Raw genomic sequence first — 13,564 nt, forward strand, 5'->3', positions numbered from 1 at the left:
TTACAACCGGCAACGTCGGCACTCGTCGTTGGGCTACCGCTTCCCGGTGGCCTTCGAGGAGCAAGCCCCCCACCCTGAGCTGTCCCTCCACCAAACCCTGGCAACTTCAGGCCGTTCGGGCCGCCTCATCGATCAATTCGGCAATGGCCACCGGTTGGGAGGCCAGCGACGCATGACTCGCATCGAGCGTCACCATTTTCCGGGGATTGAGCCTCTCAGCCATTCGCCGCTCGTTATCCGGATGAATCATCCGGTCCTCGGTCGAAACCCGGTACCAGCTCGGTTTCGTCTTCCATGCTGGCGTACTGACGGTGTCCTCGAAGGTGGATGCGAGTGGGGCCTTTTGCGTGACGGCCATGACCAACCCCTCGTCCTCCGAAAGGTCCTGGCAGAAACTTTCGTGGAACTTGTCCGGCTTGATCCACAGATAGCCATCACTGTCCGGCGCGAGGTTGGCGGCCGCAGCAGGCGGATTCTCCTTTGTGATCGCCCCCGGGCTCTCCCCGCTATCCGGCGCGAATGCGGCGACATAGACCAGACCGACGACGTTCGGCTCATTGCCAGCTTCCGTGATCACCGCTCCGCCGTAGGAATGACCGACCAGCAGAACCGGACCCTCTTCCTGGGCCACCATCTTCCGCGTTCGCTCTGCATCGTCGGCGAGAGACGTCAGTGGGAGCTCAACCGCATGAAGCTTGTCGTAGCCGAGCCGAGACAGCTCAACGATGACTTTGCTCCAGTGCGCGGCTCCACCCCAGAAGCCGTGCACCAAAACGATCGTAGGGGTGTCCATGTCCACTCTCCTGGCAGCGAATGTGAGACGCCTTACCTGCCCGACGACGCAGGCACGGAGCGGACTGGAGCCGGGGTGCGGGGCCGTAAACAGGTTCTGAACATCGTCCTTTTACTCTCCCGGGCAGGACGCGGTCGAGACGACAGGAACCCCTCCGCCGCGGCTCAGGAGGAGCCTTTATGAGCAACCCGCGCACCGTCACGCCCTACCCTGCCGACGACCACGACCACCACGACGACCTCAACAACCTCGGCCTCACCGCCGACGTCAACATGATGACGCGCCCGGTGGTGGACCGCCGCCGTGTCCTGGCGCTCGGCCTGCTGGGCATCGGTGTCCTGGTCGGCTGCGGGACCGCGGCCATTCCCGGCGCGGGGACAGGCACGGGCAGCGGCAGCGGAACGGAGACCGGAACGGCCGAATGCCCGGCGGCCATTCCCACGGAAACCGCGGGGCCGTACCCCGCAGACGGGTCGGCGGCCTCCGGGCAATCCCTCAACGTCCTGACCCGCTCGGGCATCGTCCGTTCCGACCTGCGGACCAGTCTCGGCACGGGCAACACGGCCCCGGGCATCCCCCTCACCCTCATCCTGAAACTGGTGAACGTCAGCGCGAGTTGTGCGCCCCTGTCAGGCTACGCCGTGTACCTGTGGCACTGCACCCGGGACGGCAATTACTCGATGTACAGTGCCAGCACCATCGGTGAGGATTACCTGCGCGGCGTGCAGGCGTCGGGGGCAGACGGCACCGTCACCTTCACGACCATCGTCCCCGGCTGCTACGCGGGCCGCTGGCCCCACATCCACTTCGAGGTCTATCCGGCCCTGGCGTCGGCCACCTCGGCCAGCAACAAGATCCAGACCTCGCAGCTGGCGTTGCCGGAAGCCACCTGCCGGGAGGTCTACGCCACCGGCGGCTACGCCTCCAGCCTCAGCAACCTGAACAGCATCTCGCTGGCCCGGGACAACATCTTCAGTGACGGATACAGCACCCAGATGCCCAGCGTGACGGGCAACACGTCCGCAGGCTACACCGCCACCCTGACCGTCGGCCTGGCCCGCTGAACCCCTGCCTCGCCCCACCGTGACAGGGCACGGCACCGCGACGGCGGGCCGGGTCGGCTCGGCCACCGACAACGGTGTGGGCCTGGAGCGGGCAGACCGTCCTGCCAGCAAAGCTGCGAAGCAGAGAATGGAGGTGTTGGAGGAAAGGCACCTCCAGAGGAACGGGAGCAGCGGATCAAGGCGTCCACTGCTCCGGCCGGGGCTTATCGCCGCTGCGGGTCCTGGGAAGCGGGTTGACCCGGCTGAAGGGGCGCCGCGTTCAGGTCCACGATGAGGGTTTCGCCCCCACGCTCCACCACAGCGAACCTGGCCTGCCGCGCGGCCTGCGTGAGCGCGGCGTCCTGGTCCCCGGCCCCCACGCTCAACTGGAGGGTCTGGACAGCCCGGCCACCCTGCAAGGGGTCGGCGGTGTAAAAGGTCACGCTGCTGGCCCCCCGGAGCACGCCGCCGAGGACGCCCAGGCGGTCACGCGGGCCTTGTGCGCCGCCGGGCTCAGCCGGGCCGCGGCTGTGCCCGGGCTCCCCCGTGGGCGAGCTGCCTGGCTGAGCCACCCCGCCCCCACGCGAGCCTCCGGCATCACCGGGACCCCCGCCGTCAGGCCTACCCCGGGCCTGAGTCGCCTGGAGGTTGACGACGCGGCGGCCAAAGGGCGTGGTCACCACCGCGTACGTCGCGCCGCCGGGCGCATTCTGGAAGAGTTGCCCGCCCGTCCGAGGCGTGACGGAGGCTGTGGTCAGAAGCTGGCCGCCCTTCAGCGGGTCACCCCGGTAATAGGCCACCTGCACCGCCTGCGGCGCGCGCTGGGCCTGTGGCGGCGGGCTGGACAGGGCACGCTGAGCGGTGGTGGGCCCGGCGGCGAAGGCACTTCCGGCCAGGAAGGTCGCGGCCAGCAGGGGGGTCAGGATGTTGTGGTTCGTTCGCATGTCTGGACTCCTTCGGTGGGCGGAATCGCTCACCTGGCAGGCAGTCTCCGCCGGGCGTGTTCAGATGCCGGGTAGCAGCTCTTCAGAACCTGTGAACTGCGCCTGGCCTGGGCGCTGGCGAGGGCCCGATTGCGCTTTTGCCACAGTCCTTGAAGTTGCCAGAACCGGAAGAAAAGGCGGCTGTTCCCCCGGCCAGGAGGTTGCCGCCGCGTGACGTGGCCGCCCCTTTTTGGCTCCGCCGCATCACGGGCGCGTCACGTTCGGTTTCGCACAGTGACCTCAAGCGTGACTTGGGGGGGGCGGCCCCGCAGGACCCGCCGGAAAGGAGCAAGACGGCAGCAACGGTCACCTCTCCCGCCAGGCTGTTCGGCCAGCCGACCAGGGACGAAGGGCCGTCCACTCCCGCCCCAATCCAGAAGAGAGGACGCCATGAACGCTATCCGCCTCACGACTGGCCTGACCAGCCTCACCCTCATGGCCGTGCTGGGATCACCCGGCCACGCCCAGAACGTGCCCGCGCCCGGCACGAGCGTCACCTACACCTGTAACGGCGGCGTCACCCTCAACGTCTTCTATCCCAGCCGCGACGTGGCCCGGGTCAATTTCGGGGGAGCCATCTATACCCTCCCGCGCCGGACCTACGGCCAGATGCCGCCCGGCGGCACGGTGCAGTACGCCGATCAGGTCACCAGTTGGAACATCGGCGGCGGGGGAGGCTTCCTCAACCAGAACGGCCAGACCGTGCTCTCCGGCTGCTTCGCGGGTGGCGACGGTTCCTCGACCATCATCCCGGTGAATCCGGGGGGCGGCACGTCCACCATCATCCCGGGGCCAGGCTTCGGCCCGGTGATCCCCGCCCCCCCCACCGTCAACACCGTGAACTACACCTGCGACGGCGGACGGCGGGTCGCGGTGGCTTACCTCGGCGCCAATGCCGCGCAGCTTTTCTGGCAGGGCGGCACCGACACCCTCTACCAGACCGCGTCCGGCTCGGGCGTGCGCTATACCAACGGCTTCTACACCTGGGTCACCAAAGGCAACCAGGGCTTCCTCCAGCAGCAGGGGCTCAACCAGCCCTACATCATCGTGGCGAACAACTGCGTCGCCTTTTCCCAGTAGGAGGAATAACATGCCCCTTTCTCTCCAGTCCGCCCGCCCGCTCCTGGCCCCCTTGCTGCTGGGCACACTCGCCGCCTGCGGAGGAACGACCCCGTCGGACGACCTGTACGTCACGAATCCCGTGTTGGTCAGCGGATACGTGGACCAGCTCAACCGGCCGCTGATCTGCAACAACCTGACCACGCCGATGGAGTTCGACTTCCTGTACAGCGGCAACCTGCAAAGCATCAAGGTGTCCCTGGTGGGGGTCAACTCGGGGACGCGGCAGGGCATCAACTACACGGGGAACGACTTCTCGGGCGGACGCGGGAAGGTGACCTTCAACCTGGCCGCCGGGACCGCGCCTCTGAGCGTGGGGACGGGCTCGCTGCGCCAGCAGAGCATCGTCGTGTCGCCAAACGTGATCGGCTACTCGGAGCTGGAGATGCAGGCCTTCAGCGGCAGCGGGGTGACCCGCGTGCTGACCAGCAACGCCGTGCCGGTGGTGAGCAACTGCTCCTGAGCGTGTGGGACCCGTAGCGTAGGGCACTGGGCAATACACCGGAGCAGTAACGAAGCGGCATGGGCGCCCTCTTTGCGCGACCCGCTCTGCTGCCCAGCTTTACAAGTACGTATAGAAAGGTTGCCGCCTTTTGGCGGCCTTTCTGTGATTTGCCCCAGGGCGTTTGTCCGAATTCCAGTGTTGGAGGAAAAGCACCTCCAGCACCTCCATTCTCTGCTTCGCAACACTGTCTTTGCAGGCCGTGGTCAAGCAGCCTGTTGTGCACCTGAGGGCAGCGCACTCCAGCCGTTGCCGCGTGTCCTGGGCCGCCACTCCACTGCGCGCCGCCCTCAGCACGGTTGCTCACTCCGGTCAGCTCAGAAAGGTTCGGCAACCTATCGCGGCACCACTCTGAGGTACAGCTAGCCGCGCTTCATGGGATGACCTCCTGGAGGACCGCCACTCGACCTGATTTCGCTCCACTTCCTGCGTATCAAGAGCGACGCTCTCAGGCCAGGGGACGCGATCTGGCCTGTCTAGGCGCCTTTGCAAGAAGGGCGTTGGCCATGCGTATCCTGGCCCCAAAGAAAATTGGTTGGACCATTCTACCTCTGAGCGCCTTCAAGGAGGCTCTGTGTCGAATCCCGTCCGCAAGGTCAAGCTCTCGGACACGGTGGCAAGCGAACTCCTCACCCTCATCCGCAACGGCACCTATGCCAGGGGGAGCCGACTTCCCGCCGAACGCGAACTCAGCAGCCGCTTCAACATCTCGCGCACCAGCCTGCGCGACGCCTTTCGCCAGCTTGAACTGCTCGGTTACGTCGAGATCCGCCAGGGGGACGGCACCTATGTCCGTGCCCCGGACAGTGACACCCTCAGCCGCCCCTTCCAGGGTCTGCTGGCGGGCAGTCAGCAGGCCGCACTGGACCTGCTCGAATTCCGCCGCATGCTCGAACCCGAAGTGGCGGCACTCGCCGCCCAGCGGGCCAGGCCCGAGCATGCTGAGGCCTTTCAGCGCGCGCTCGAACGTCAGCGGGAAGCGGCCGCGCGTGGCGAACGGCTCTCGCGGGAAGACCTGACCTTTCACCAGCTGGTGGCCCAGACCGCGGGCAATACCGTCACCCTGCAGGTTCTGGGCACGCTGCGCGCCCTCCTCAGCGACCTGCGGACCAGCGCCCTGTCTGGCCACTTCCCCGCCATCACCCTCGCCCAGCACGAACGGATCGCCCAGGCCATCCTCACCAATGACCCCGCCGCCGCTCGCAGCGCCATGCTCGAGCATCTCAACGCCGTCGTCGAGTCGTCCGACCTCAAGTCACCCCACGCGCTGGACTGAAGCCAGCCAGGAGGCCCTATGCGTCAGCCTGCCCGCACCCTCGCTCTGCTTACCCTGCTCGCCCTCGGCGTTGCCGGAGCCGAAACCGTCACCGTCGGCCTCGATGCCGATCCACCCCGCCTCGACCCGGCCCTGTCGTCCGCGTTCGTCGACCGTCAGGTGCTCAACCAGATTTTCGACAAGCTCGTCGACCTCGACCAGAATCTCAAGGTCATCCCCGCGCTGGCGAAATCGTGGAAGATCAGCAATGGGGGTCTGACGTACACCTTCACCCTCCGCCCCGGTGTGAAGTTCCACGACGGCACGCCCCTGGACGCCAACGCCGTCAAGTACAGCCTGGAGCGCGACCTGACGCTGGAAGGCAGCGCGCGCAAGAACGAACTGTCCAGCGTGAAGGACGTCAAGGTCATCGACCCCCTCACGGTGCAGATCAACCTCAAGCAGCCTTACGGACCGCTGCTGGCCGTGCTGGCCGACCGCTCCGGCATGATCATCTCGCCCAAAGCCGCACAGAAGGAAGGGCAGGACTTCCAGAACAACCCGGTGGGCAGCGGCCCCTTCGAGTTCGTCAGCCGCAAGCGCCAGGACAACATCACCCTCCAGGCCAACAAGGCGTACTGGGACGGCGCGCCGAAGATTGACAAGCTGGTGTACCGCCCCTTCCCGGAAGGGGACGTGCGCCTCGCCAACCTGCTGTCGGGCGCCGTCCAGGTCATCACGCCCATCGACCCCAAGGACATCAGCAAACTCGACCAGAACCCGAAGTTCGACGTGCTGAATTACCCGGGCCTGGGCTTCCAGGGCATCTGGTTCAACGTCACCCGCCCGCCCTTCAACAACAAGGCCAACCGGCAGGCTGTGGCCGCGACCATCGACCGCGACGCCGTGGCGAAAGTGGTGTTCTACAACACCGTGAAGCCCGCCGCTGGCCCCTTCCCGCCCGGCACGCCCGCCTACAGCGCCAACATCAAGGTTCCCCAGGCCAACCTGGCCCTGGCCAAGCAGAAACTCGGCGGGAAGCCCCTCACCTTCACCATCCTCACCACGCCCGGCACGGTCACCACGCAGCTCGCGCAACTGTACCAGGCGATGTTCGCGCAGGCGGGCATCAACGCCAAGATCCAGCAGGTGGAATTCGGCACCCTGCTCGACCGCGCCGACAAGCATGACTTCGACGCCCTGATCCTGGGCTGGAGCGGGCGTCCCGACCCCGACGGCAACATCTACGACTTCTTCGTGACGGGCGGCTCGAACAACCAGGCCGGGTACAGCAACAAGACCGTCGACCAACTGCTGAACAAGGCGCGCGCCCAGACCGCGATGCCCGCCCGCGTGGCGACCTACAACGTGGCCCTGGGCCAGATTCTGAATGACGTGCCCTACGTGTGGGTGTACCACCCGAACAACCTGGTGGGCATGGTCAAGGGCCTGAGCGGCATCAAACCCATCCCGGACGGGATCATCCGCTTCAAGGACGCCGACCTCAAGTAACGCCTTCCCCGGGGTCCGCCCGGGGATATGGCGAAGGAGCGCCCCCGTGATTCAGTTCGCCATCCGACGACTCTTCGCTGCCCTGCCGACCCTGCTGGTCGTGACGGTCCTGGTGTTCGGCATGGTGCAGCTCCTCCCGGGGGACCCGGCCCGCCTGCTCCTGGGGGAGGAAGCCACGCCCCAGGCCGTGACGGAACTCCGCCACTCGCTGGGCCTCGACCGGCCCGTGCCCGAACAGTACGCCCGCTGGCTGGTGAATATCGGCCAGCTCGACTTCGGCACCAGCGTCAAGGACAACAGCAGCGTGCTGGGCCTGATCGCCGACAAGCTGCCCACCACCATCGAACTCGCGCTGTTCGCGATGCTGATCGCCGCCTTGATCGCGCTGCCCGCCGGGATGATCAGCGCCCTGCACCGTGACTCCTGGACCGACCGGGCCTTCACGCTCTTCGCCCTGTCGGGCATCAGCCTCCCGAACTTCTTCCTGGGGATTCTGCTGATCTATATCTTCAGCATCCGCCTCGCCTGGATTCCCGCCAGCGGGTACGTGCCGTTCACGCAGGACCCCGCCAAGAACCTGCTGCTGCTGCTGCTGCCCGCCGTGACGCTCGGCGTGCATTCGGCGGCGGTGCTCGCCCGCTACCTGCGTTCCAGCATGCTCGAAACGCTGTCGCAGGACTACGTCCGCACCGCCCACGCCAAGGGCATCACCCGGCAGCGGGTCGTCCTCAAGCACGGCCTGCGCAATGCCCTGGTCCCGGTCATCACCGCGTTCGGCCTGCAACTCGGCGGGCTGCTGGGCGGGGCCGTCATCACCGAGCAGATCTTCAGCGTGCCCGGCTTCGGGCGCCTGCTGGTCGACGCCGTGTTCACGCGCGACCTCCCCGTCATTCAGGGGGTCGTGCTGGTCTCGGCGGTGGCCGTGTTCCTCGTGAGCTTCCTGGTCGACCTCACGTACGCCGCGGTCGATCCGCGGATCAGGTACCACTGATGCAACAGGCCCCCCTGGTTTCCACCGCGCCCCGCGTGCGCCGCCCGCGCCTGGGCAAACCCGTCCGGCGCTTCCTCCAGAACCGGCTCGCGGTGATCGGCGCCGTCCTGCTGCTGGTGTTCGGCCTGCTCGCCCTGTTCGCCCCGTGGGTCAGCCCCTACGATCCCGCCCAGGTCTTCTTCACCGATCTGCGCTCCCCGCCCAGTGCCCAGCATCTGTTCGGCACCGACGAACTTGGCCGCGACATCCTCAGCCGCGTGCTGTACGGCGCCCGCGTCTCCCTCAGCGCCGCCCTGGTGAGTGTGGTGGGTGCCCTGGTCGCCGGGACCGTGCTGGGGTTGATGGCCGGGTACCTGCGTGGCTGGGTGGATGAAGTCATCATGCGCGTCGTGGACGCCATGCTGGCCCTGCCGTTCCTGGTGCTGGCCATCGCGCTCGCGGCGATGCTCGGCCCCAGCCTCCAGAACACCATGATCGCCATCGCCATCGTCACGACGCCCGCCTTCGCCCGCATCACGCGCGGCGAGGTGCTCGCGCAACGCGAACGCGAGTACGTGCAGGCCGCGCAGGCGCTCGGGGCCAGTGACCCGCGCCTGGTGTTCCGTCACCTGCTGCCCAACATCAGCGGCGCCCTGATCGTGCAGACGTCGCTGGCGATCGCGGGGGCCGTCCTGGCCGAGTCCAGCCTGTCCTTCCTGGGCCTGGGCGTGCAGCCCCCGGCGCCCTCCTGGGGGTCGATGCTGAATGCCGCGCGTGGGTTCCTCGCCGACGCGCCCTGGATGAGCGTCTTCCCCGGCCTGGCGATCTTCCTGACGGTGCTCGCCTTCAACCTCGTCGGTGACGGGCTGCGTGAAGCCATCGACCCCCGCAGCCGCTGAGCCGTTTGCAACGAAGGAACCCGTGACTGTACCCCGCTACTCTTCCCACCGAGAACCCGTCTATGCCCGCAGCGGGATGGTCGCCACGTCCCAGCCGCTCGCCACCCAGGCCGGACTCTTCGTCCTGCGTGAAGGCGGCAACGCCATCGACGCCGCGATTGCGACCGCCGCCGCCCTCACCGTCGTGGAGCCGACCAGCAACGGCATCGGCGGGGACGCCTTTGCCCTGGTCTGGAGCGGAGGGAAGCTCTCCGGCCTCAACGGCTCGGGCCGCGCCCCGCGCAAGCTCAGCCACGACGTCCTCCCCGACGGCGGACTGCCCACGCATGGCTGGCTGCCGGTCACGGTGCCCGGCGCGCCGCGTGCCTGGGCGGACCTCCACAGCCGCTTCGGACGACTCCCCTTCGAACGTCTGTTCGCGCCCGCCATCGGGTATGCCCGGAACGGTTACCCGCTTTCTCCGGTGCTGGCCCGCAACTGGCGGCGGGCCATCCGCGCCTTTCAGGCCCGCGGCACCCGCGAGTTCCAGGCCTGGTTTGACACCTTCGCGCCGGACGGCTTCACGCCCGTGCCCGGTGCCGTATGGCGGAGCGAGGGGCACGCCCGCACACTGGAGGCCATCGCGCAGACGGGGGGCGCGGCCTTCTATGAGGGCGACCTCGCCGAGAGCATCGACGCCCATGCTCGCGCCTCCGGAGGACTGCTACGCGGGGAGGACCTGGCCGCCCACCGCTCCGAGTGGGTAAAGCCGATCCAGACGTGCTACCAGGGCCACCTCGTCCATGAGATTCCCCCCAATGGCCAGGGCATCGCCGCCCTGATCGCCCTGGGTATCCTCGACGGTCTGCCCCTGCCGGATCAGCGGGACAGTGCCGAGGGCCTGCACCTCCAGATCGAGGCGATGAAACTGGCGTTTGCGGACGCCCATGCCTTCGTCGCCGATCCGCAGCACGTGCGCGTCCCGGTGAAGGAGCTGCTCGACCCGGCCTACCACGCGCGCCGCCGTGCCCAGATCGGCCCTGAGGCCCTGCTGCCCCAGGCGGGCGACCCGAACGCGCACGGGACGGTGTACCTCTGCACCGCCGATGGGGAAGGGAACATGGTGAGCTTCATCCAGAGCAACTACATGGGGTTTGGGAGCGGGGTGGTCGTCCCCGGCACCGGCATCGCCCTGCACAACCGGGGGCACAACTTCCACCTCGACCCCACGCACCCCAATGCCCTGGCGCCCGGCAAGCGGCCCTACCACACCATCATCCCCGGGTTCCTGTCCCGGGCGGACGGCACCCCCGTCGGTCCCTTCGGTGTGATGGGCGGCTTCATGCAACCGCAGGGCCACGTCCAGGTGGTCCTGAACACCGTCCGCTACGGGATGAATCCGCAACAGGCCCTCGATGCTCCCCGTTGGCAGTGGCTCCAGGGCAAGGCGGTGGAGGTCGAATACGCCCTGGGGGCTGACCTGGCGCGGGCACTGGCGGCACGTGGACACGACGTCCGGGTACAACTGGAGCCCGGTTCCTTCGGCCGGGGACAGATTATCTGGCGCAACCCTGAGACGGGAGTGCTGGAGGGCGGCACCGAGAGCCGGACCGACGGGCAGGTGGCAGGCTTTTGATGCTGCTGTACAGCTTGCCCGAACCAGCAGCAACCTCTCGGGCACTACCCGAGACCCGGGCATCAACGTTTCCCTGCTCCGGAAGTGGATGAACGCCGAGCGGGAGAAGGGGGAGTCAGCCTTCCCTGGTCAGGGGCAACAGGTCCTGACCCCAAGGCAGCAAGAGATTCAAAGACTTCGCAAAGAGAACGAGATTTTGTAGCAGGAGCGAGAAACCCCGAAAAAAGTGGCGGCCTGCTTTGCCAAAGAAACCACACACTGAGGTACCGATTCATCCACACTCACTGAGAGCAATACCGCCTGGACATCATGTGCCGGGCGCTCGAAGTGTCGGTGAGTGGGTACCACAGTTGGCGAAGAAGACGATCTCCAAGGGAAAGCGCCGCTGGGTGCGAACCACCGACAGCACCCACACCTTCCCGGTCTGGGCGTCCGGCCTAACGTACCTACCCACCCGAGAAGGCTGGCTCTACCTGGCCGCCAACCTGCCCCTGACGGCTTTTCGGATGGCCGCCACCGGGCCTCCTGCACCCCAGCGACCGGGCCAGGCCTACTCCTTGGGCGGGCGCAGCTACAGCTTCAAGCCCAGGATGAGCCCGCCATCAGAGAAGCCCCGCAACTCGCTGAAGCCCAGGTGGCGGTAAAAGCTCTGGGCACGTGTGTTCCGGCCCCCCACGCCCAGGTGGACGCCCGGTGAACCCGCCTCACGGAGCGCTGAGAAGAGGCGCTCCAAGAGCTGGCGTCCCTGACCCTTCCCTTGCCCACGGGGCAGCAGGTCGATGTGCAGGTGCGAGGGGTATTCGCTCAGCACCCCGGGATCAGGGACAGGGGGATGATGGATAAGGTGCATCAGACCCTCGTCCGGGGTGCGCTCCTGGGGCCGCACATTCACCGGGTCCAGGTACTGCGCCCGCAGGGCGGGACGCCAATCATGTTCCAGGCGCGTCTCGAAGGTGGAGGTGTCGAGCACGCCGAGCACGTAGCCGCACACCCCGGCGTCGTCTTCCAGCACGAAGACGTACTCGGGCGCGAATTCCAGGTAGGGTCCGGCGTAGAGGTGACCGACCAGCAGCGGGTCCTGGTACAGGTGCGTGCCGTCCGCTCCGCTGTCGGCGGTTTCCAGGCAGATGCGGTAGAGAGCCGCCCGGTCGGCAGGTGAGGCGAGACGGATTTCGAACATGGTCCACCAGCCTTTGCGGGAATGGAGTCGGACGAGAGCAAAACGGTGGACGTGAAGTCGGCAGATCGGCTCTACAGGACGGCACCATTATGACGCACCCCGACCTTGAGCCGTCGAAGAGTGTTCCCGGGGGGGAGAGAACGCTGGCCGGGGCTGTATGAGAGCCGCCAGGCTGGTTTTTCTGCCGTGCGCCAGCGTCTGGCCTCGCCACAAACGGATCACCGGGAATACGGGTGAGCGAAGAAGTGAGCGGCGGGGCTGGTTCCTCGACAGAAACGGCGAGGCGCCCACGGCGAGAGGTGTGGGCGGCGGTTTGTGGTTGTCAGGCTGCACCGTAGGGCCTCGGGGGGCCTGCGACAGCCAGGCGCAGTTCTCCCCGATCCCGCTGGTGAAGCGATCAGTTCACAGGGCCGAGGCGAGCGTTTCGAGAAGCTGCCTGGTGTGCGCGGAACGCCATGCTGTGCGAGTCGAGCGCCTCGTGAAACGCCGTCAGGCTGGTGACCAGTTCACCGCGCCGGTACCGCTCGAGCAGGTCAATGAAGTTCAGGAGCAGCGCGCGGTCCCCTCCACCGTGCCCGTCACTGGTCACGTCACTCAAGGTGATCACCTCCTGCGTCCGGTGACGGAAATCCGCGACGACCACTTCGCCTTTCGCCATATGCCCGTGAATCTCGCCGTGCGTTCCGACCAGATGCACGGTGCGGGTATTGGCTTCCGTGAACGCGGTGAGGGTGAAGGTCGCGGTGACCTGGTTTTCGAATTGCAGGTTGATGCTGTACGTGTCGAAGACGTCGTTGTCGCAGCGGTAGACGCAACGGCCGTACGGGCCGTCCTCAAGGGCCGCTCGAACGCCCTGCGGCGTCGAGTCGAGTGTGACGACGTTGTTCGGCCAGGCCGCCCAGTCGCGCTCCGCTCCGAACCGCTCGAGATAGATCTTCCGTGCAGAGTACGGGCAGGCCGCTTCCACAGCGCAGCCGTCAAGGCAGTAGGCGGTGCTGCCCGCAGGCGCTTCGCTGGCCTTGAAGTGGTGGAGCGCGCCGTACGCGCTGAGGTCGCGCACGGGCGCGCCCGCGAACCAGCGGAGAATGTCGAGGTCATGGGAGGACTTGGCGAGCACCATCGGGCTGGCGGTGTCGTGGCGACGCCAGTTGCCACGCACGTAGCTGTGCGCGAAGTGCCAGTAGCCGATGTTCTCGGTATGGTTGATGTGGATCAGCTGCCCGATGCGTTTCTCGTCCAGCAGCGTCTTGATGACCTGAAAGAACGGGGTGTACCGCAGCACGTGCGCGATGATGACGGGCGGGCGGTAGTTCCGCAGGCGGTCTTGCAGGTCCTGAATGTGCGCGGGGTTGTTCGCGATGGGTTTTTCCAGCAGGATCGGCAGGTTCAGCGCGACCGCGTGCAGGGTGTGGGCGTGGTGCGTGTCATCCGGCGACGCGATGATCACCGCGTCAAGCCGCAGGTTCGGCGCCGCCGCCCAGAATGCCGCCGCGTCCCCGTACAGTTGCGCGGCCGGGACGCTGTGCAGTTGCCCACCGTGCAGCAGGCGTTCACGGCGCGGATCGGAAATCGCGACGATGCGTGCGCGTTCGCGCTGGTCAAGCAGATGCGTGCCATACACGTCAATTCCGCGGTTGCCCGCGCCGATCAAGCCAATTCGTAACGTCATGGGGTTCGTCTCCCTCTCCATCAT

Annotated in this window: 12 protein-coding genes and 1 pseudogene; 9 read left to right on the top strand and 4 right to left on the bottom strand. The window is 66.9% G+C overall.

Going from position 1 to position 13,564, the window contains the following annotated elements:
- Positions 1-106 precede the first annotated feature (106 nt).
- Positions 107-793: an alpha/beta hydrolase gene (locus E5F05_RS02650; protein WP_138223666.1), complete on the bottom strand. Its 687-nt coding sequence runs from the start codon at positions 791-793 to the stop codon at positions 107-109.
- A 179-nt stretch (positions 794-972) separates the two neighbouring features.
- Between E5F05_RS02650 and E5F05_RS02655 the strand changes: the two genes are divergently transcribed.
- Complete coding sequence (locus E5F05_RS02655) at positions 973-1,857, top strand: intradiol ring-cleavage dioxygenase (RefSeq protein ID WP_244944452.1); 885 nt, start codon at positions 973-975, stop codon at positions 1,855-1,857.
- 203 nt (positions 1,858-2,060) lie between these two features.
- Here the strand turns inward: E5F05_RS02655 and E5F05_RS02660 are convergent, their stop codons facing one another.
- Complete coding sequence (locus tag E5F05_RS02660; protein WP_138223667.1) at positions 2,061-2,780, bottom strand: hypothetical protein; 720 nt, start codon at positions 2,778-2,780, stop codon at positions 2,061-2,063.
- Between the two features lie 429 nt (positions 2,781-3,209).
- Here E5F05_RS02660 and E5F05_RS02665 point away from each other — a divergent pair, with 429 nt between their 5' ends.
- The 8 genes and pseudogenes from E5F05_RS02665 to E5F05_RS02700 all read left to right on the top strand — a co-directional run.
- Positions 3,210-3,899 (top strand): MliC family protein, encoded by a 690-nt coding sequence (locus E5F05_RS02665; RefSeq protein ID WP_184117638.1) that lies wholly within the window; start codon positions 3,210-3,212, stop codon positions 3,897-3,899.
- Between the two features lie 10 nt (positions 3,900-3,909).
- Positions 3,910-4,401, top strand: a complete 492-nt coding sequence (locus tag E5F05_RS02670; RefSeq protein ID WP_138223668.1) for a hypothetical protein — start codon at positions 3,910-3,912, stop codon at positions 4,399-4,401.
- 613 nt (positions 4,402-5,014) lie between these two features.
- Positions 5,015-5,716 (top strand): FadR/GntR family transcriptional regulator, encoded by a 702-nt coding sequence (locus tag E5F05_RS02675; RefSeq protein ID WP_138223669.1) that lies wholly within the window; start codon positions 5,015-5,017, stop codon positions 5,714-5,716.
- Positions 5,717-5,734: 18 nt separating this feature from the next.
- Positions 5,735-7,207, top strand: a complete 1,473-nt coding sequence (locus E5F05_RS02680) for an ABC transporter substrate-binding protein (RefSeq protein ID WP_138223670.1) — start codon at positions 5,735-5,737, stop codon at positions 7,205-7,207.
- 46 nt (positions 7,208-7,253) lie between these two features.
- Positions 7,254-8,198: an ABC transporter permease gene (locus E5F05_RS02685; RefSeq protein WP_138223671.1), complete on the top strand. Its 945-nt coding sequence runs from the start codon at positions 7,254-7,256 to the stop codon at positions 8,196-8,198.
- Positions 8,198-9,076 (top strand): nickel transporter permease, encoded by an 879-nt coding sequence (gene nikC, locus E5F05_RS02690; RefSeq protein ID WP_138223672.1) that lies wholly within the window; start codon positions 8,198-8,200, stop codon positions 9,074-9,076. The genes E5F05_RS02685 and nikC overlap by 1 nt, the downstream gene beginning before the upstream one ends.
- Before the next feature lie 76 nt (positions 9,077-9,152).
- Positions 9,153-10,691 carry a gamma-glutamyltransferase family protein gene (locus tag E5F05_RS02695; protein WP_138223764.1) on the top strand — a complete coding sequence of 513 codons (1,539 nt, stop codon included), beginning with the start codon at positions 9,153-9,155 and terminating at the stop codon, positions 10,689-10,691.
- A gap of 4 nt (positions 10,692-10,695) precedes the next feature.
- Positions 10,696-11,234: pseudogene (locus tag E5F05_RS02700) on the top strand (transposase); the annotation flags it as partial.
- A 28-nt stretch (positions 11,235-11,262) separates the two neighbouring features.
- Here E5F05_RS02700 and E5F05_RS02705 read toward each other — a convergent pair.
- Together E5F05_RS02705 and E5F05_RS02710 are read right to left on the bottom strand one after the other, a co-directional pair.
- A complete protein-coding gene (locus E5F05_RS02705; RefSeq protein WP_138223673.1) occupies positions 11,263-11,871 on the bottom strand; it encodes a GNAT family N-acetyltransferase in 609 nt (202 codons plus the stop codon).
- Positions 11,872-12,268: 397 nt separating this feature from the next.
- On the bottom strand, positions 12,269-13,540 hold the full coding sequence (locus E5F05_RS02710) for a Gfo/Idh/MocA family protein (RefSeq protein ID WP_212744535.1): 1,272 nt from the start codon (positions 13,538-13,540) through the stop codon (positions 12,269-12,271).
- Positions 13,541-13,564: the final 24 nt, after the last annotated feature.

Origin of the sequence: Deinococcus metallilatus (assembly GCF_004758605.1) — a bacterium.
Taxonomy (GTDB): Bacteria; Deinococcota; Deinococci; order Deinococcales; family Deinococcaceae; genus Deinococcus; species Deinococcus metallilatus.